Origin of the sequence: Plantibacter sp. Leaf1 (assembly GCF_001421315.1) — a bacterium.
Taxonomy (GTDB): domain Bacteria; phylum Actinomycetota; class Actinomycetes; order Actinomycetales; family Microbacteriaceae; genus Plantibacter.
Genome location: NZ_LMJX01000002.1, coordinates 2,126,202 through 2,145,118, shown reverse-complemented (window position 1 = coordinate 2,145,118; position 18,917 = coordinate 2,126,202). Strand labels below are relative to the sequence as shown.

At 71.1% G+C, this 18,917-nt stretch carries 18 protein-coding genes; 9 read left to right on the top strand and 9 right to left on the bottom strand.

Features of this window, described 5'->3' with window-relative positions; all coding sequences use genetic code 11:
* The first annotated feature begins 146 nt into the window (after positions 1–146).
* Complete coding sequence (locus ASE44_RS12355) at positions 147–1,049, top strand: Lrp/AsnC family transcriptional regulator (protein WP_056009935.1); 903 nt, start codon at positions 147–149, stop codon at positions 1,047–1,049.
* Positions 1,050–1,055: 6 nt separating this feature from the next.
* On the opposite strand, the gene ASE44_RS12350 is transcribed toward ASE44_RS12355, so the two are convergent.
* The 3 genes from ASE44_RS12350 to ASE44_RS12340 form a co-directional block, all read right to left on the bottom strand.
* Positions 1,056–1,460: a RidA family protein gene (locus ASE44_RS12350; RefSeq protein ID WP_056780222.1), complete on the bottom strand. Its 405-nt coding sequence runs from the start codon at positions 1,458–1,460 to the stop codon at positions 1,056–1,058.
* Between the two features lie 93 nt (positions 1,461–1,553).
* The gene (locus ASE44_RS12345) at positions 1,554–2,318 is read right to left on the bottom strand and encodes an IclR family transcriptional regulator (RefSeq protein WP_056781175.1); all 765 of its coding nucleotides are present in this window, start codon (positions 2,316–2,318) and stop codon (positions 1,554–1,556) included.
* Positions 2,315–3,364 (bottom strand): sugar kinase, encoded by a 1,050-nt coding sequence (locus ASE44_RS12340; RefSeq protein ID WP_056780220.1) that lies wholly within the window; start codon positions 3,362–3,364, stop codon positions 2,315–2,317. The genes ASE44_RS12345 and ASE44_RS12340 overlap by 4 nt, the downstream gene beginning before the upstream one ends.
* Before the next feature lie 154 nt (positions 3,365–3,518).
* Here ASE44_RS12340 and ASE44_RS12335 point away from each other — a divergent pair, with 154 nt between their 5' ends.
* Genes ASE44_RS12335 through ASE44_RS12320 form a run of 4 tightly spaced genes read left to right on the top strand, consistent with a single transcriptional unit; the run spans position 3,519 to position 8,655 of the window.
* A complete protein-coding gene (locus tag ASE44_RS12335) occupies positions 3,519–4,823 on the top strand; it encodes an amino acid deaminase (protein WP_056780217.1) in 1,305 nt (434 codons plus the stop codon).
* Positions 4,824–4,847: 24 nt separating this feature from the next.
* On the top strand, positions 4,848–5,507 hold the full coding sequence (locus ASE44_RS12330) for a bifunctional 4-hydroxy-2-oxoglutarate aldolase/2-dehydro-3-deoxy-phosphogluconate aldolase (protein ID WP_056780214.1): 660 nt from the start codon (positions 4,848–4,850) through the stop codon (positions 5,505–5,507).
* A complete protein-coding gene (locus ASE44_RS12325) occupies positions 5,504–7,144 on the top strand; it encodes an amidohydrolase family protein (protein ID WP_235522599.1) in 1,641 nt (546 codons plus the stop codon). The genes ASE44_RS12330 and ASE44_RS12325 overlap by 4 nt, the downstream gene beginning before the upstream one ends.
* A gap of 38 nt (positions 7,145–7,182) precedes the next feature.
* Entirely contained in the window at positions 7,183–8,655 is a 1,473-nt protein-coding gene (locus tag ASE44_RS12320) for a GntP family permease (protein ID WP_082455990.1), read from the top strand.
* A 100-nt stretch (positions 8,656–8,755) separates the two neighbouring features.
* On the opposite strand, the gene nucS is transcribed toward ASE44_RS12320, so the two are convergent.
* Both nucS and ASE44_RS12310 read right to left on the bottom strand, forming a co-directional pair.
* Positions 8,756–9,451, bottom strand: coding sequence for an endonuclease NucS (gene nucS / locus ASE44_RS12315; protein WP_056009922.1), 696 nt, complete (start codon positions 9,449–9,451; stop codon positions 8,756–8,758).
* Between the two features lie 69 nt (positions 9,452–9,520).
* Positions 9,521–10,762 carry an MFS transporter gene (locus tag ASE44_RS12310; RefSeq protein ID WP_056780207.1) on the bottom strand — a complete coding sequence of 414 codons (1,242 nt, stop codon included), beginning with the start codon at positions 10,760–10,762 and terminating at the stop codon, positions 9,521–9,523.
* A gap of 124 nt (positions 10,763–10,886) precedes the next feature.
* On the opposite strand from ASE44_RS12310, the gene ASE44_RS12305 reads away from it, so the two are divergent.
* The 4 genes from ASE44_RS12305 to ASE44_RS12290 all read left to right on the top strand — a co-directional run bounded on the left by ASE44_RS12305 (position 10,887) and on the right by ASE44_RS12290 (position 15,061).
* A complete protein-coding gene (locus ASE44_RS12305; protein WP_235522598.1) occupies positions 10,887–11,954 on the top strand; it encodes a LacI family DNA-binding transcriptional regulator in 1,068 nt (355 codons plus the stop codon).
* An 80-nt stretch (positions 11,955–12,034) separates the two neighbouring features.
* Positions 12,035–13,321, top strand: coding sequence for an amidohydrolase (locus ASE44_RS12300; protein WP_082455989.1), 1,287 nt, complete (start codon positions 12,035–12,037; stop codon positions 13,319–13,321).
* Positions 13,318–13,719: a YbjQ family protein gene (locus tag ASE44_RS12295; RefSeq protein WP_056009919.1), complete on the top strand. Its 402-nt coding sequence runs from the start codon at positions 13,318–13,320 to the stop codon at positions 13,717–13,719. The genes ASE44_RS12300 and ASE44_RS12295 overlap by 4 nt, the downstream gene beginning before the upstream one ends.
* A 37-nt stretch (positions 13,720–13,756) precedes the next feature.
* A complete protein-coding gene (locus ASE44_RS12290) occupies positions 13,757–15,061 on the top strand; it encodes a glycoside hydrolase family 125 protein (RefSeq protein WP_056780204.1) in 1,305 nt (434 codons plus the stop codon).
* A gap of 63 nt (positions 15,062–15,124) precedes the next feature.
* Here the strand turns inward: ASE44_RS12290 and ASE44_RS12285 are convergent, their stop codons facing one another.
* Genes ASE44_RS12285 through ASE44_RS12270 form a run of 4 tightly spaced genes read right to left on the bottom strand, consistent with a single transcriptional unit; the run spans position 15,125 to position 18,850 of the window.
* On the bottom strand, positions 15,125–15,754 hold the full coding sequence (locus tag ASE44_RS12285) for a response regulator transcription factor (RefSeq protein WP_056009915.1): 630 nt from the start codon (positions 15,752–15,754) through the stop codon (positions 15,125–15,127).
* Positions 15,751–17,010 carry a sensor histidine kinase gene (locus ASE44_RS12280; RefSeq protein ID WP_056780201.1) on the bottom strand — a complete coding sequence of 420 codons (1,260 nt, stop codon included), beginning with the start codon at positions 17,008–17,010 and terminating at the stop codon, positions 15,751–15,753. The genes ASE44_RS12285 and ASE44_RS12280 overlap by 4 nt, the downstream gene beginning before the upstream one ends.
* A 35-nt stretch (positions 17,011–17,045) precedes the next feature.
* The gene (locus ASE44_RS12275) at positions 17,046–17,936 is read right to left on the bottom strand and encodes an ABC transporter permease (RefSeq protein ID WP_082455988.1); all 891 of its coding nucleotides are present in this window, start codon (positions 17,934–17,936) and stop codon (positions 17,046–17,048) included.
* On the bottom strand, positions 17,933–18,850 hold the full coding sequence (locus ASE44_RS12270) for an ABC transporter ATP-binding protein (RefSeq protein WP_056781164.1): 918 nt from the start codon (positions 18,848–18,850) through the stop codon (positions 17,933–17,935). Before ASE44_RS12270 ends, ASE44_RS12275 begins: the two co-directional genes overlap by 4 nt.
* Positions 18,851–18,917 lie beyond the last annotated feature (67 nt).

The window sequence follows — 18,917 nt, the reverse complement described above, 5'->3', positions numbered from 1 at the left end:
CGGGCCGATCCGCCGACGATTCGACGACAACCGAGCGAAGTCGATGGAATACCTCCCGAAACCGACCATCGCAGCCGCGCATACGTCACACTGGGGTGCAGAAGATTTTTCCGGCGATCTCTCGCCCAGCAGCCGAGGAGTCCGTCATGCCTGATCTCGATGAGCAGCTGATCGAGCTGCTGCAGCACGACGGGCGGGCGAGCTACAGCGAACTCGCGGAGCTCGCCGGGGTGAGTCGGGCGGTCGTCGCCGGGCGGCTGAGCACGCTCATCGGCACCGGTGCCGTGCGGGTGGTCGCCGCCGTCCACCCCGAGTTCCTCGGGCTACAGGCGTACGCGCACGTCTCCATCCACACCGCCGGAGCCGCGGCCGACACGATCCCCGCGCTCGTCGCACTCCCGGCGGCGGTCTTCGTCTCAGCGGTGAGCGGGGAGCACGATCTCGTCGTCGAGCTGCGCCTGCCGAACCAGCGCGAGCTGTACGCGACGGTCGCGGTGATCCGTGGACTGCCGGGGGTCGTGTCGGTCAACACGCTGCTCTACGTCGACGTCGTGACCGGGGTCTTCATGCCGGGCAAGCCGCTGCCTGCCGGCCTGCGGATCGATGGCGTCGACCTCGAACTCATGACGGCCCTCCAGGAGGACGGCCGCCGGAGCTACCGCGAGCTCGCCGATCAGGTCGGCTTGTCGGCGAGCTCGGTCCGGAGTCGCGTCACGGCACTCGTCGAACACCAGGTGGTGCGGATCGGGCCGGTCCTCAACCGTCGGCTGCGGAGTGCGAAGGCCGCCGCGGGTGTCGGCATCAACATCGACGGCGACGGCGTCCGGGCGATCGACGCGCTCCGGGGCCTCCGGGGGGTCGAGTTCATCGCGCGGACCATCGGGCGGTTCGACCTCGTCGCCACGATCTCGGCGGACTCGGCCCTCGGCCTGCACCAGGTGATCGACTCCCTCAAATCCCTCGACGACGTGATCCGGCTCGACAGCTGGATCCACCTCGAGGTCGTGAAGGAGCGCTACGAGTGGCCTCTCCCGGACGCCGGGCGGTAGGGCGGGTCAGTCGACGATGGCGATCGCGTCGATCTCGACGAGCATCTCCTCGCGGGGGAGGCCCGTGAAGACCGTCGTGCGCGACGGCAGGACGCCGCTCTTGACGCGCGAGCCGACGAACTCGCCGTAGGCGTCGTTCATGATCGCGAAGTCCTCGCGCTTCGTGAGGTAGACGCGCAGCATCATGACGTCGTCGAAGGTCGCGCCGCCGGCCGCGAGGATCGCCTCGACGTTCTGCAGCGTGCGGGTGGTCTGCGCGGCGACGTCACCCGGGAACAGGTACTCGTTGGTCCCCGGGTCGACGGGGCCCTGGCCGGAGACCTGGACGAAGTTGCCCTTGCGGACACCCTGGGAGAAGGTGTGCGCGGGAGCCGGAGCGTCGGTCGTGGAGATGGCGGTGCGTGCGGTCATGGGGGTGTCCTTCGTGTTGGTGGCCCTTCGACAAGCTCAGGGACCGGGGTGGATGGTCAGGGACCGGGGTGGGGGTCAGGGACCGGGGAGTGGTCAGGGGTCGGAGGGCGAGGGGGGAGGCGCGTAGCCGAGCTGGGCGGAGATCGCCTCCGTGGTGGCGAGCAACTGCGGCAGCAGGGCGCGGACGCCGCTGTGGGGGAGCACCATCGTCGGCACCGAGATCGACACGGCGGCGGCGACGCGGCCGTCCGGTCCGAACACCGGCGCGGCGACGCAGTTCATGAAGCTCTCGTGCTCCTCGTGGTCCTCCGCCCACCCGCGTCCGTTGGAGCGCTCGATCTCCGCGAGGAGGGCGTCGGCGTCGGTGATGGTCTTGTCGGTGTACCGCTCGAAGACGATGCCGGTGACGACGCGCCGACGCTCGGCCTCGTCGAGTCCGCCGAGGAGCACCTTGGCCACGCCGGTCGCATACAGCGAGGCCGGCAGGCCCACGCGCGAGTACATCCGGAGTGGTTGGCGCGACTCGACCTTGTCGATGTAGAACACCGAACCGTTCTCGTACGCGGCGAGGTGGACCGTCTGACCGGTCGCCGCGCCGAGTGCACGGATGTGCGGGGCCGCGACCCCACGGACGTCCTGCTCGTCGAGCGCGGTCTGCGTCAGTTCGAACATCGCCCGCCCGAGGTGGTAGCGGTACGAGGCGTCGCGGGTGACGAAGCCGTGCTCCTCGAGCGTGTTCAGCAGGCGCAGCACCGTGGTCTTGTGCACACCGGCCGTCGCCGCGAGTGCGTCGAGGGAGTTCGTGCCGGAGACGATCTCGCGGAGGAGGTCGAGTGCCCGGGAGAGCGACTGACTCATGCGCCCACCGTCCCCGGTGATCCGGCCGTCGACCAGGGCAGCGGCCGGTCCGCGGCGATCCGCCACGAAGCCCATGCCGCGTCGTCCGCCTCGACGATGGTGCGGACGCCGGGTGCGTCGGGGACGAGTTCCGGGCGGTCGCCGTGACAGATGAGTGTCGATGCCGCGACCGCATGGCCGAGTCGCGTGCAGGCGGTGTCGTCGAGGCCGTCGGCCAGGCCGGCGAGGTATCCGGCGGCGAACGCGTCGCCTGCGCCGACCGTCTCGACGACGTCGACCGAGAGCGACCGCACCACGCAGTGCTCCGCGACGCCCCGGTGGGCGGTCGTCGCGGCGTTCTCCTCGTTCTTCAGGACGATGCGCTGCAGGGTGGGCAGATCCGCGAAGAGCCGCTCGGCGTCCGTGTGCCCGAAGAACAGCTCGGCTTCGTCGGTGCCGAGGAAGAGGACCGCGGCCTGGTCGAGCAGGCGGTGGAGTGCGGCCGTGGACCGGCGTTCCCACAGGCGCGGCCGGAAGTTGAGGTCGACGCTGAGGGCGGCGCCGTCGGGGAGGGCCCCGCCCAGCTCGCCCACGAGGTCCGCGGTCGAGTCGGACAGCGCGGGCGTGATGCCCGAGGTGTGCACGATGGCCGACGCGGCGACGGCCGCGCGGGTCGCATCGTGCCGGAGGGTGTCGGCACCGAGCGCCGACGCGGCCGAGCCGCTGCGGTAGTAGTGCATCCGCGGTCGTCGATCACCGTCGGCACCGACGACCGTCTCCTTCACGTAGAGCCCGGTGGGTCGGTGGTCGTCGCGCTCGACGGCGTCGGTGAGCACGCCGTCGTGGCGGGCCGTCTCAAGGATGTAGTCGCCGAAGCCGTCGTCGCCGACGCGGGAGATCCAATGGGTGGGGACGCCCAGGCGCGCGAGGCTGGACGCGACGTTGAACTCGGCACCCCCGACGCCCGTGCGGTACTCGCGCGCCTCGGCGACGGGGAGCTGCCCCTCGGGGAGGAGGACGACCATCGCCTCGCCGATCGTGCTCACGGTGGACGGTGACGTCGTCATCACGGTTCCCCTCGTGTCGCGGCCCTGTCCGGTTGACGGCCTGTGGTCGCAATGCTAGAACAGACGTAGCGATCGGTGCAATACACGTTGCACATGTTGCAACGCGACCCACCGATTACGGTGGTGCGACGCTCGGAACCGAAACGAGGAGACCATGACGGACGACTTCGACGCCGCCGACCTCGGGGTGCTCGACGGCAGCCTCAAGGGCTTCCCGCCGGCCTCCGTCGGAACCGATGCGGCCACGTTCCTCGAGGCTCGCCCGGCGCTCGCCGACTTCACGACGCCTCTTGTGACGCTCGACCGCTCGGCGGTCGCCGACAATGTCGAGACCATGCGGCAGTGGTGCGAGCGCGCCGGTGTCGGGCTCGCCCCACACGGCAAGACGACGATGAACCGTGCCCTCTGGCAACGTCAGCTCGACGCCGGAAGCTGGGGTGTCACCGTCGCGACGCCGTGGCAGCTCTCGATCGCCCTCGATTGGTCGATCCCCCGCGTCATGCTGGCCAACGCACTCGTGCAGCCCGAGCACCTCCGTGCCGTCGGGCGCGCGTTGGACGAGGGCGACACCGAGATCGTCGTGTGGGCCGACTCGGTCCGCGCGGTGGAGATCATGGCCCGCGTGCTGGCCGAGCAGCCGCCACGTCGTCCGCTGCACGTCCTCGTGGAACTCGGAGCACCGGGCGGACGAACCGGGGCCCGCGACCACGCCACCGCCCGGGAGATCGCCGACGCCGCCGTCGCCTCGCCAGAGCTCGCGCTCGCCGGCGTCGGCGGGTACGAGGGAGCGCTCGCGCACCACGGCGACGAGGGCTCGCTCCGGATCGTCCGCGACTACCTCGAGTCCCTCGCGGCGCTGCACACCGAGCTGGTCTCGGGCGGCCGCTACGACGAGCGTGTCGACACCGTCGTCGTGACCGCCGGCGGCAGCGCCTACTTCGACGTCGTCGCCGAGGTGCTCGCCGGTCTGCGCGACCTCGACGGCGCGCGCGGCCCGCGCGTCGACGTCCTGCTGCGGTCCGGCGCCTACATCACCCACGACGACGGCTTCTACCGCGGGATCACGCCCCTCGGTCGACACGAGGGCGTCGGTTCGTTCCGCTCGGCGATCCACGGCTGGGCCACGGTCGTCTCCCGCCCCGAGCCCGGTCTCGCGCTCATCGACGGCGGCAAGCGCGACTTCCCCTTCGACGAGGGGCTGCCCGAGGTGCAGGGTGTCCGTCGTGCCGGTTCCAGCACCGTCGAACCGTTGGCCGGCGCGACGACCACGGCCATGAACGACCAGCACACCTTCGTCTCCCTGCCGCCCGGCAGTGACGTCGAGGTCGGCGACGTCATCCGCCTCGGCCTGTCCCACCCCTGCACCACCTTCGACAAGTGGCGTGCGCTCATCGTCGTCGACGACGTCCGTCTCGCCGAACCGCGCGCCGTCGACGCCGCCACCACCACCTTCGGCTGAGCCGACCCCGAACAGGAGACCCGCATGACGCTCGAGACCTCGCCGTCCGTTCCGCACGCCCTCGACGCGCTCTACGCCGACCGCGCCATCGCCGTCGTGCGCGTGCCCGTCATCCCCGACCCGGTCGAACTCTGCCGGGCGCTCGTCGCGGGCGGCATCCGCAGCGTCGAGTTCACCTTCACCACCCCCGGCGTCGAGGCGCTGATCCGGGCCGCAGCCGATGCGATCGCCGACCACGGTGCGGTGATCGGTGCCGGGACGGTCGTGGACCACGACACCGCGCAGCGCGCCATCGACGCCGGCGCACAGTTCCTCGTCACCCCTGGCCTGAGCGAGGAGGTCGCCGAGGTCGCGACCGCCGCCGGCGTGCCGTTCCTGCTCGGTGCGATGACGCCCAGCGAGGTCATGCGGGCGGCCGCACTCGGCTCGCACGCGGTGAAGATCTTCCCCGCCGCCGCCATGGGCCCCGGGTTCCTCAAGGACCTGTCCGGCCCGTTCCCCGGTCTCCGGCTCGTGCCCTCCGGTGGGCTGCACGCCGGGAACGCCCGTGAGTACATCCAGGCCGGTGCCGCCGCCGTGACCGCGGGGTCCAGCGTGGTCGGAGCGGCCGACGTCGCCGCCGCGGATTGGGCCGGCGTCACCGAGCGCGCGGCCGCGTTCACCGCGGCGGCCCTGCTGCCGTGAGCTCACGGCCGACGGGTGATGCGCGCGCGGTGCTCCTCCGCGATGCGCGCATCGTCGACGGCACCGGTGGCCCGAGCACGCTCGGCTCGGTGCTCATCGACGGCGGCCGCATCGTCGCGATCGGTGCCGACGCCGCCACCGACGCGCCGGCCGATGCGCTCGTCGTCGACGCCAAGGGACTCGTCGCCGCTCCGGGGTTCATCGACATGCACGCGCACTCCGACCTCGCCGTGCTGCGCGACCGCGACCACCTCGCGAAGGTCTCGCAGGGCGTCACCACCGAGGTGCTCGGGCAGGACGGCCTCTCCTACGCGCCGACCGACGACCGCACGATGGCGATCGTCCGGCAGCAGATCGCCGGCTGGAACGGCCAACCCGACGACGTGGACTTCGCCTGGCGGAGCGTCGGCGAGTACCTCGACCGCGTCGACCGCGGAGCCGCGCTGAACGTCGCCTACCTCGTGCCGCAGGGTTCCGTCCGCATGCTCGTGGTCGGCACCGAGAACCGCGCCGCCACCCCGGACGAGATCGTGCGCATGCAGGAGCTCGTCGCCGCAGGGCTCCGGGAGGGCGCCGTCGGCATGTCCTCCGGCCTCACCTACGTGCCAGGGATGTTCGCCGACACCGAGGAGCTCGTCGCGCTGTGCCGCACGGTCGCCGAGCACGGCGGCTTCTACGCGCCGCACCAGCGCTCCTACGGGAAGGGCGCCCTTGAGGCGTATGCGGAGATGATCGACGTCAGTCGTCGCTCCGGCTGTGCGCTGCACCTCACGCACGCGACGATGAACTTCGGCGTCAACGCCGGTCGTGCCGCGGAGCTCGTGGCGCTCATCGACGACGCCATCGCCGACGGTGTCGACCTCACGCTCGACACCTACCCCTACCTGCCGGGATCGACCACGCTCTCGGCCCTGCTCCCGAGCTGGGCGGCCGTCGGCGGGCCGGAAGCGACGCTCGAGCGTCTGGGCGACGACGACGTCCGTGCGCGGGTGCGGCACGAGCTCGAAGTGCTCGGCACCGACGGCTGCCACGGCGTCGTCACCGACTGGGCGACGATCGAGATCTCCGGTGTCGCGAACCCCGAGCTCGCGGGCTACGTGGGGCGGACCGTCTCCGCCATCGCCGCCGAGGACACCGGCCACGCCTGGTCCGGCGACCCCACCGCTCTGTTCTTCGAGCTCCTCGAGGCCGACCGCCTCGCGACCGGCATCCTCCAGCACGTCGGCGACGAGGCCAACGTGCGCACGATGATGGTGCACCCGGCCCACACGGGCGGAAGCGACGGCATCCTCATCGGGGCGAAACCCCACCCGCGCGCCTGGGGCACCTTCCCCCGCTACCTCGGGCACTACGTCCGTGAAGCCGGTGTGCTCGGACTCGAGGACGCCGTCGCCCACCTCACCTCCCGTCCGGCCGCCCGACTCGGAATCACCGACCGCGGCGTCCTCCGTGTCGGTGCCGTCGCCGACGTCGTCCTCTTCGACCCCGAGACGATCGCCGACCGCGCGACCTTCGCCGAACCGCGGCAACCGGCCGCCGGCATCCCGTGGGTCTTCGTGAACGGCGCAGCCGTCATCGCCGACGGTCGTCGCACCGACGCTGTCCCCGGTCGCTCGCTCCGGCGACGCCCTTCCTGACCCGTCCCCTCCTCCCCGCCGACACAGAAGGTCCTCCCATGCCCATCCACGCCCTCGCGAGCCGCGTCGCAGCCGCCGCCGCACCAGCCCCGAGCGACCCCATCGGCTGGTTGCAGCAGACCACCCCCGGCCTGCTCATCCTGTGCGCCGTCGCCATCGCGGTGCTGCTGTTCCTCATCATCCGGGTGAAGCTCGAGCCCTTCATCTCGCTGTTCATCGTGGGCATCGGCCTGGCGCTGGCGACGGGCACCAGCATCTACAAGATCGTCGGCGTCGCCGTCCCCGACCCGTTCGACGACGAACAGATCAAACCCGGTGCGTCACTCCTCGAGACCGGCTTCGGCGGCATCCTCGGGCACATCACCATCATCATCGGCCTCGGCACCGTGCTCGGCGCGATCCTGGAACGCTCCGGTGGCGCCGACGTCCTCATCCGCAAACTCCTCGGCCGCTTCGGTGAACGTGGCGCGCCGGTCGCGATGGGGCTCACCGGGCTCATCTTCGGCATCCCCGTGTTCTTCGACGTCGGCATCTTCGTCCTCGCGCCCCTCGTCTACATCACCGCGCGCCGTGGCGGGAAGTCGCTCGTGCTCTACGCGCTCCCGATGCTCGCCGGCCTCTCGATGACGCACGCGTTCCTGCCCCCGCACCCGGGACCGACGGCGCTCGCCGGCACCTTCGAGGTCGGGCTCGGCTGGCTCATCCTCATGGGCTTCCTCTGCGGTATCCCCGCGTTCATCGCGTCCGGTATCGCCTGGCCGCTATGGATCGGCAAGCGCGTCATGGTGTCCGTGCCCGAGGAGTACGTGCTCGAGCCCGAGGACGACGCCCCGGAGCGCAAGGACGTCTCGCTGTGGGCGGTCGGACTCATCATCATCACGCCGATCCTGCTCATCCTCGCCGCGACCTTCGGCGCCCTGGCCTTGCCGAGCGGCCCGCTGCTCGAGGCGCTGACGCTCATCGGGAACCCCGCGGTCGCGCTGACGATCGCCGTATGCCTCGCCTACTACGTCCTGGGGGTGCGGCGCGGCATGACGCTCGCCGAGCTGGGTGAGCTCTCCGGGCAGTCGTTGCGTCCCATCGGCATGATCCTGCTCGTGGTCGGCGCCGGTGCGTTCTTCGGTGCCGTCATCTCGGCGACGGGCGTCGGGGCGGCTCTGGCCGAGGTGCTCGGTTCGCTCGGCCTGCCGATCATCGTGTCGGCGTACCTCATCAGCTCCGGACTCCGCATCGCGCAGGGTTCGGCGACGGCGGCGATCGTCATCACCGCGGGCATCCTGCAGCCGGTCGTCCTCGCGGGTGACTACTCGCAGCCGCAGTTGGCGCTCATCGGTATCGCGATCGCGGCCGGATCGATCACGCTCTCGCACGTCAACGACGGCGGCTTCTGGATCATCGCGAAGTACTTCAACATGTCGGTCAAGCAGACGCTCGCGACCTGGACCGTCCTCGAGACGATCCTGTCGGTCGTCGGCTTCGGGATGGTCGCCCTGATCTGGCTGTTCGTCTAGGTTCCGCGCGCTGACCCGTTCTCAGGAGTGTCCGGGCGTGTCGGTGTCTGGCGACGCCGACGCGCCGGAGGACTCCTGAGAACGGTCGCTCAGTGGACGCTCAGAAGAGGCGGGAGTCGCTGTCGTCGAGGCCGCGCATCGCGTCGTAGTCGAGGACGACGCAGCGGATCCCGCGGTCCTGCGCGAGGGTGCGCGCCTGCGGCTTGATCTCCTGTGCAGCGAACACGCCCTGCACGGGGGCGAGGAGCGGGTCGCGGTTCATGAGTTCGAGGTAGCGGGTGAGCTGCTCGACACCGTCGATGTCACCGCGCCGCTTCAGCTCGACCGCGACCGAGGCGCCACTCGCGTCGGTGGCGAGGATGTCGACCGGGCCGATGGCGGTCATGTACTCGCGACGGATGAGCCGGTAGCCGTCGCCGAGGAGCTCGATCTGTTCGGCGAGGAGCTTCTGCAGGTGCGCCTCGACGCCGTCCTTCTGGAGGCCGGGGTCGACGCCCAGCTCGTGAGCGCTGTCGTGCTGGACCTCGTGGATCGAGACGATGAGCGCGTCACCCGTCTTCTTGTGGGTGACCTTCCACAGTTCGGTGATGCCGGCGGCCGCCTGCGTCTCGTCGGGTTCGACGGTCGTGAGGGTGCAGGGCGGGCTCATCCAGTTGAGCGGCTTGTACGAACCGCCGTCGGAGTGGACGAGGAGGCTGCCGTCGTTCTTCACCATGAGGAGCCGGGTGGCGAGGGGCAGATGGGCACTGAGGCGTCCGGCGTAATCGACGGAACAGCGGGCTATGACGAGACGCACCAGACGAGTCTAGGAGGCGAGCCGCGGAAGCGGGTGCGTCGAGGGTGGGGAACGGGGTTCGAGTCGGTGTCAGCGCTTCCGGCGGCTGCTCTCGCGAGCCGCAGGTGATGCCAGGCCGGCGAGCACGATGAGGACGAGGACGACGAACAGGGCGTTGAGGAGTCCGATGCTGTCGCCGAGGATGCCGATGAGCGGCGGCCCGACGAGGAACGCGCAGTATCCGATCATCGCGACGGCGCTCACCCGTGCCGCGGCCCGCTTGGAGTCGTCGGCCGCTGCGGACATCCCGACCGGGAAGCCGAGCGAGGCGCCGAGCCCCCACAGCACGGTGCCGAGGACCATGAGGCCCGTCACCGGCGTCAGGATGAACAGCACGAGCCCGGCGATCGCGGCTCCCGCCGACACCTGCAGCACGGGCACACGGCCGAAGCGGTCGATGAGCGGCCCGCCGACGATCCGACCGACGGTCATCGCGGTGACGAACACGCCGTAGACGAGCGCGCCCGTCGTGTTGCTCTGCTCGTGGCCGTCGACCACGGCGAGGGCGAGCCAGTCGTTGGCGCTGCCCTCGGCGAACGCCATGCCGAGCATGATGACGCCGATGAGGATGAGTCGGCCGTCCGCCCAGACGGACAGGCTCTCGCGCAGTCGTTCGCGCCAGGGCGTCTTCGGGGCGTCGTCGAGGTCGACGACCGCCTGCTCGGCCGGGACGAAGCGGACGGCGATGACGGCGGCGACGGCGATGACGATCGCCAGGATCAGTGCGTGCCAGAAGACCTCGACTCCGGCGGCCGACGCGAGGGCGCCGAGTCCGGCACCCGCGACGGTCCCGAAGCTGAAGCACGCGTGCATGAGCGGCATGACCGTCTTGCCGAGTTCCTGCTCCGCCGCGGCTCCCTCGACGTTCATCATGACGTCCAGGGCGCCGTTGCCGAAGCCGAAGATGATGAGCCCGACGAGGACGATCCCTTCGAGCGGCACGAGGCTCGCACCGACGCCGATGAGCAGCAGGCCGGCTGCGACGAGGCCGAGCGTCAATCGCATCCCGTTCCGCGGGCCGAGCCGGGCGAGCAGGTGCTGCGAGGCGACGAGGCCGAGGATCGACCCGATCGACATGCCGAGGATGAGGAGGCCGACCGTTCCGGTGGTGAGGTCGAGGTTGTCGCGGATCGCCGGCAACCGTGCGACCCAGGTGGCGATGCTGAGCCCGCTGAGGGCGAAGATCACGAAGATCGCGTTGCGCCAGGCGAGGAGTTCGCGGCGGGGGCGCACGGCGACGGGGGCGGTCTGCGGGGTGGTCGGCTCTGACACGGGGTCCTCGGGATCGGTGCTTCGGGCGCCGGAGCGCTGCGTGGAACGGGTGGAACGTCGGCGGATCGGCGTGGATCCGTGCCGAGTCGAATCGATTCGATTCCGTCGACTAAGCTAGCAGATCGTGGACCAGGAATCACGCCCCTCACGACCGACGCTCGCCGATGTCGCCGAGCGCGCCGGGGTGTCGCCGTCGACCGCCTCCCTCGCGTTCAGCGGGGCCGGGCCGGTCTCCGAGGCGACGAAGCGGCGCGTGCTGCAGGCCGCGGCCGACCTCGACTACGGCGGTCCGGACCCCCGTGCCCGCTCCCTCCGTCAGGGTAGGAGCGGCATCGTCGGAGCGGTCGTCGCCGGTCGGATCGGGCACTCCTTCCGCGACCCGGTCATGGTGCAGACGCTCGACGGGCTCGCCGACGAACTGGGCGCGGTCGGCGCGGGTCTCCTCCTCCTGAACGACGCCCAGGAGGGCACCCTCCAGCTGAGCAACGCACCGATGGACGGGGTCGTGCTCATCGGCTGCAGCCCGAACCTCGACAGCTCGGTCGCGGTGCTCAGTCGCCGGGGGATGCCCATCGTCTCGATCGAGGGACTCGCGGCACTCGGGGTCCCGGACATCGCGGTCGACAACCGCGGTGGCGTGCGTCAGGAGGCGCAGCACCTCGCCGACCTCGGACACGAGCGGGTCGCCGTCGTCACCCTCAACCTGGATCCGACGGAACGCCGCGGTCCGCTGACGCCCGAGTGGGAGGGCGGCGCGACGACCGTCCCCGCGATCGAGCGCCTGCAGGGCCTCCGCGACGTCTTCCCCGGCGCCAGCGGGTTCGTCTCCACCGGATCCTCGCTGGAGGAGGGGCGCATCGCCGGCCACGCCATCCTCGACGTCCCGGTGGGTGAGCGCCCGACGGCCGTCGCCGCGCAGAGCGACCTCCTCGCTGCCGGGGTGATCCGTGCGGCTGAGGAGCTCGGCATCGAGGTTCCCCGCGAGCTCAGTGTCGTCGGGTTCGACGGCATCCGGGTCGAGGGACTCGACTACGACCTCACGACGGTCTGGCAGCCCTCCCGGGAGAAGGGCTCGGCGGCCGGCCGGGCGATCGTCGCGATGCTGGACGGCCGTGAACCGGACTCCGAGCAGTTCGCGGTGCGCTTCCACCGTGGCGCGACGACGGCGCCGGTCCCCGCTCCACAGGGCTGAGGTCGACCCGAGGTTTCCCGGGCCCCTGCCGCGCGACGGACCAGGCCCGTAGGGTTGAAGGCGACGCTCGAAGGAGACCCATGACCGACCAGCCCATCGCCACCGCAGCACTCGTCCAGCAGGAGGCGGCATCGCTGGCCGTCGCCCTCGCCCCCGTGTATCAAGACCTCCACGCCCACCCGGAGCTCTCCTTCGCGGAGCATCGCACCGCTGCCCTCGTGGCCGATCGCATCACGGGCCTCGGGTACGCCGTCGCGACGGGGATCGGCGGCACGGGCGTCGTCGGCGTCCTGGAGAACGGTGCTGGGCCGACGGTGCTCCTCCGTGCCGACATGGACGGTCTGCCCGTGCTGGAGGAGACAGGCCTCGACTACGCGAGCGTCGTGCGCGGGGTCGACCCGGAGGGCAACGACGTCCCCGTCATGCACGCCTGTGGTCACGACGTCCACGTCACCTGCCTGCTGGGCGCCGCCGAACTGCTCGCCGCCCGGCGGGCAACCTGGTCGGGCACGCTCGTGGTGCTCTTCCAGCCGGCCGAGGAGGCCGGGGGAGGCGCGCAGGCGATGATCGACGACGAGCTGTACACCCGGGTGCCGAAGCCCGACGTCGTGTTCGGTCAGCACGTCGGCCCGCTGCCCGCCGGTGTGGTCGGCACGCATGCCGGCCCGTCGTTCGCCGCGACGGACGCCTACCGCGTCACCTTCCACGGCCGAGGCGGGCACGGCTCCCGCCCGCAGTCCACCATCGACCCGATCGTGATGGCGGCGTCGGCGGTCGTCCGGCTCCAGTCGATCGTGTCGCGTGAGGTCGCCGGCACCGACACCGCGGTGCTCACGGTCGGCACCATGCACGCCGGGACGAAGAACAACATCATCCCCGATACGGCGCAGATCGGGGTCAACATCCGCAGCTACGAACCACACGTGCGCAACCGCGTCGTCGGGTCCATGGAGCGCATCATCCGCGCCGAAGCGGCGGCGTCCGGCGCCGAACGCGAACCGGTGATCGAGCACACGGAGGCGTTCCCGGTGCTCGTGAACGACCCGGCCGCCACCGCGGAGGTGACGGCGGTCTTCGGTGAGGCGTTCGGTGCCAACCGCGTCGTCGATCCGGGGCTCGTCACGGGCAGCGAAGACGTCGGGATGCTGGCGACGGCCGCCGACGCACCGATCGTCTACTGGATCCTCGGCGGTGCCGACCCACAGGCCTTCGCCGCGGCCTACGCGTCCGGGCGCATGGAACAGGACCTCCCCGGTAACCACTCGGCGAAGTTCGCGCCGCTCATCCACCCGACCCTCGACACCGGCATCGCGGCGCTCTCGCTCGCCGCGCTGTCCCGCCTGAGCGGAACGGAGGCCGGCGCATGATCGTCGTCACGACCGACACGGTGGCCGGCCACCGCATCGACGCCGTCCTCGGTGAGGTCGTCGGCCTCACGGTGCGGGCCCGCGACTGGGGCTCCTCGATGTCCATCGGGTTCTCGGCACTCGGCGGCGGCGAGGTCCCCGGCATGACGCAGCTGCTGTTCGAGTCCCGCCAGGAGGTCATGCGCCGCCTCGTCGCGGACGCAGAGCAGCGCGGTGCCAACGCGGTGTTGGCCATGCGCCTCGAGACGACCGACATCGGTGGTGCCTGGACGCAGCTGACCGCCTACGGCACCGCCGCGTACCTCGTCCCGATCCCCGAGGGTGAGCCCGGCGCGACGGGGCAGTCGGCCTACGCGGCGGCCCAGCCCGACGCGCCCAAGCCCCGCGGCGGCGTCTGATCGCCGGCCGGCCGGCCGTCACCGAGGAGGGATCACCATGACCGCGTGGATCGACGAGCTGATCGCCGAGGCGACCGCGGCCGTCCGCGAGCGCAGCGACCAGCGGGTGGCGGAGCGGTTCGAACGCTGCTTCGCCGACACCCTGCACAGCACGATGACGCCCATGCCGGACGGCACCGTGTTCATGCTCACCGGCGACATCCCCGCGATGTGGTTGCGAGACTCGAGCGCGCAGCTCGCGCCGTACCTCCACTTCGCGGCCGATCGGCCCGAGCTGGCCGACCTCCTCGTCGCCGTCAACCGTCGCCAGCTCGACGCGATCGCCCTCGATCCCTACGCCAACGCCTTCAACGCCGAACCGAACGGTCACGGCCACCACGACGACCGCACGGACGCCTCGCCCTGGGTGTGGGAACGCAAGTACGAGATCGACTCGCTCTGCTACCCGCTCCAGCTCGCACACGACCTCTGGCGGGCGACGGGCCGTTCCGACCACCTCGACGAGCGGTTTCGCGGCGCCGTCACCGCCGCGATGAGTGTCTGGCGCACCGAGCAGCACCATGAGGCGCGCTCGCCGTACCGGTTCCAACGGTTCGACGCGCCGCTCTCAGACACCCTCGTCCGCGACGGACTCGGCCCGGAGACCACGTTCACGGGCCTCTCGTGGTCGGGGTTCCGGCCGAGTGACGACGCGGCGCGGTACGGCTACAACGTGCCGGGCAACCTCTTCGCCGCGGTGACGCTCGCCGGCGTCGAGGCGATCGCGGTGGACGTGCTCGACGACGAGCCGCTCGCCGCGGACGCCCGCTCGCTCCGACGCGAGCTCGAGGCGGCGATCGACGCCCACGGAGTCGTGTCGACCGACCGGTACGGCGACGTCTACGCCTACGAGGTCGACGGGTTCGGCAACGCCCTGCTCATGGACGACGCGAACGTGCCGAGCCTCCTCTCGCTGCCGTTCCTCGGCTGGTGCGCACCGGACGACGCCCGGTACCTCGCCACCCGGCGGTTCCTCCTGAGCGAGGACGACCCGAGTTTCTTCGTCGGATCCGCCGCCCGCGGGATCGGGAGTCCGCACACCCCACCCGACCACATCTGGCCGATCGCCCTCGCCATGGAGGGGCTCACCTCGACGGACGACGCGGAGCGCGCCCGGCTCCTCGACACCCTCCTGCGCACCGACGCCGGCACCGGGGTCATGCACGAGTCGTTCCACAAGGACGACCCGGCGACCTTCACCCGCCCGTGGTTCTCCTGGGCCAACGCGATGTTCTGCGAGTTCGTCCTCGATGTCGTGGGTCTGCGCACCCACATCAGGCGTCCCGTCCCGCGCGGAGCCTGAGCCGGCCACCGAGACCCGCGCACCGATCTCAGTGCTCCGGACTCGGCGCTCAGCGCTCAGCGCTCAGAGCAGCCGGAGCTCCTGCGCCCGGGTGACGGCGCGGGTGCGGTCGGCGACCTCGAGCTTCTCGAACACGTGGAGCAGATGGGTCTTCACCGTCGACTCCGAGATGAAGAGTCCGGCCGCGATCGCCCGGTTGCTGTTGCCGGCGGCGACGAGCGCGAGGACCTCCAGCTCGCGGGCGCTCAGCTGCGGGCGTGGTGACGAACCGCCCTGGACACGGCCGACGAGGGTCGCCGCGATGGTGGGCGCGAGGACGGTCTGGCCGGACACGACCGAACGGATGCCGGCGAGGATCTCCTGCTCGGGAGCCGCCTTCAACAGGTACCCGCTGGCACCGGCCTCGATGGCGCCGAGGATGTCGTCGTCGGTCTCGTAGGTGGTCAGCACGAGTACCCGCACCCCGGGCAGGCGCTGCACGATGCGGGCGGTCGCCTCCACGCCGCCGAGGACCGGCATGCGGAGGTCCATGAGGACGAGGTCGGGGTGGTGCGCTTCGGCCGCTTCGACCGCGGCGGCACCGTCGGCGACCTCGGCCACGACCTCGAGGTCCTCCGCCCGCCCGAGCAACGCGACGATCCCCGATCGGACGATGGGGTGGTCGTCGGCGACGACGATCCTGATCCGCGTCATCCGCCGCCCTCGTCCCCGACGCCGGCGGACGGCCCGACACCGATCGGTTCTGCCACGGCCACCGGCACCCGCACCACCAGCGTCGTCCCAGCCCCGTGTCCGCTCACGATCTCGACCGTACCGCCCAGCAGGGCGACGCGGTCGTGCAGGCCGTGGAGGCCGAAGCCCGCGCCGGGTGCCGTGCCGAGGAGGGCGCCGGCGGCGTCGGGGATCCCGACACCGTCGTCCGAGAGCCGCAGCAGCGCCGAGCCGTCCGCGACCGACAGCTCGATGGCCGCATGCGACGCGCCAGCGTGCTTCCGGATGTTCGCCAACCCCTCCTGCGCGCACCGCAGCAGCACCACTTCCGCCACCCGGGGCAGGTGCTCCGCCGCCGTGGCCACGCGCACCTGGACGCCTGTCTCCCGTTCGAAGCGGGTGCCGAGGCGACGGAGACTGTCGCCGAGGGTGGTGTCCGCCGTCGGCATGGCCGCCATCGTCGCCACGAGCGCCCGCGCCTCGCCGAGCGCGTCGCGCGCGGTGGACTCGATGAGGTCGATGCTCTCGAGGGCGGCGATCGGGCGACCGTCCAGCGGGGCGGCGTCCGGGGTGTCCGCGACGGTCATGCCGACCTCGGATCGGGCTCGTTGCGCGAGCAGCACCACGCTCGTGAGACTCTGGGCGATCGTGTCGTGGATGTCGCGTGCCAGGCGTTCGCGTTCGGCAGCCGCGCCGGCCTCCCGGCTCGCCCGTTCCGACTCCGCTTGAGCCGTCTGCAGACTCACGAGGAGTCGTGCCTTCTCATCACCGAGTTCGGCGATCCGGGTGATCCACAGGCCGAGCGACAGGGCGAAGACGAGCGAGACGCTCTGGATCGCGAGTCCCTGCACGATCGCGTCCGGTGTGGCGCCCCGACCGACGATGAAGCCGACGGCGAGCGTCGCGGCGCTCACGATGTTGAGGACGATCGCGTTCCGCGTCTCCGGGGTCAGCACCCACAGCAGCGGGAACACGAGGCACTGCAGGGTCAGGACGTTCGGTGAGAACGCCGTGCCGACGGCGGTGAGGGCGATGAGGGTGATCGCGAACCAGAGCCCGCCCTGTGGGCGCTCGAGGGTCCGTCGCCCGGCCGTGTAGTAGACGAGGCAGAGCGCCGCCAGCACCACCCAGACACCGATCACCCGCTCCGGCGCCCCGGCCGCGCTGACGCTCACGAGCGCCCCCACGATCACACATCCCGCGCCGAACGCGACATCCCACCACCGTCGTCCGTCCATGTCCTTACCCTCCCACTTCCGCCCGCGAACCGTCGTCAGGAGCGACGGACCCAGCGGAAGGAGAGGCGCGTCAGGACGAGTCCGACGACCGCCCAGACGACGAGGACGAGCGCGACCGTCGACAGGTCCCAGCCGCCCGACTGCTCCTGCGCGGCGAAGGAATCCGGGAGGAACACGGACCTCATGCCCTGCGCGATCCACTTCACCGGGAACACACTCGCGACGTTCTGCAGCCAGTCCGGGAGCATCGCGAACGACAGGTACACGCCGGAGATGAACTGCAGCACGAGCACGATGGGGATGATGACGGCCGTCGCGCTCTTCCCGCTCCGCGGCACCGCAGACAGCGCGATCCCGAGGACGGCCGACGTCGCGATCCCGAGGAGGTAGATCCAGGCGAAGGTGACCCACCGCTCGGGTTCCGTCGGCAGGGCGACGCCGAAGACGAGGTGCGCGACGAGCAGGAGCAGGGCGAGCTGGAGCATCGAGGTCACGAGGACCTGCCCCATCTTCCCGAGGAAGTAGCTGACCACGGGGAGCGGACTGCCGCCGAGCCGCTTCAGCGTGCCGTCGCTCTTCTCCGTCGCGATGTCCGTGGCCAGGTTCTGGACACCGGAGAGGAGGATGCCGGCGGCGATCATGCCGGGCAGGGTGTACGCGGCCTGGGTGACCCCGCCCGTCCCGTCGGGCGCCTCACCGACGTTCCCCATCGCGCTGAACGCCGCGGAGAAGATCGCCAGCATCACGACGGGGAAGAGGAAGGTGAAGAACACCTGGTCACCGGAACGGAAGTAGATGCGCGTCTCGTACCCGATCCGGCTCAGTCCCAGGCGGAGCGTCCGGCCACGGGGCAGCGGCGGGACGAACGGGGAGACAGCGCGATCGGTGGATGTCGTGGACGTGTTGGTGTTCGTTGTCAGGCTCATGCTCCTGCTCCCGTCTGAAGGGTGACGCGCGGACCGGCGACATCGGCGGTCGCCGTGGGATGACCGGCGCTCGCCGCGTGGACGAGGCCGAGGTAGATGTCCTCGAGGCTCGGGCGGATGACCTCGAGGTCACGTGGTTCCCCACCGGTCGAGGCGGTGAGGTCGGCGACTCGTGCCGCCGGCGTCTGGGTGCGCTCCTCGTGGAGCCCGTCGCCGTCCCGCCACCGGACCACCGGAATCCGTGCCGCCGCACCGCCGATCTCGTCGACCGCGCCGATCTCGACGAGTCGTCCGCCGGCGATGACGGCGACCCGGTCGGCGAGCTGCGCGGCCTCGTCGAGGTAGTGCGTCGTGAGGAGGACGGTGGTGCCGTCCCGCTTGAGGGAGCGGATGAGGTCCCAGAACTGCCGCCGGGCCTCGGGATCGAAGCCCGTGGTCGGCTCGTCCAGGAAGAGGAGCGCGGGGCGACCGATCACGCCGAGTGCGACGTCGACCCGTCGGCGTTGACCGCCGGAGAGCTTGCCGATGCGTGTGCCGGCCGCCGCGGTGAGGCCGACGGCGTCGATGACCTCGTCGACGTCCCGTGGCTCGGGGTAGTACCGGGAGAACTGGGTGAGCTGTTCCCGGACGGTGACGTTGGAGGCTTCGGCGCTCGACTGCAGGACGATCCCGAGGCAGGCCTTCCAGTCCAGGCCGCCGTGTGCGGGGTCGACGCCGAGGACGCTCGCCGAGCCGCCCGTGCGGTGCCGGTAGCCCTCGAGGATCTCGATGGTGGTGCTCTTCCCGGCGCCGTTCGGGCCGAGGAGTGCGAACGTCTCGCCCTCGTGGATGTCGAAGCTGACGCCGTCGACGGCGGTGAAGTCGCCGTACTGCTTGCGCAGGTCGCGGACCTCGATGATCGGTCGTGTGCTCATGGTGTCCATGCTCGTCCGGGTCGTCGTCGGCCGGTAGCGGTGGAGCGGTTGATCCTGGCATCCACCG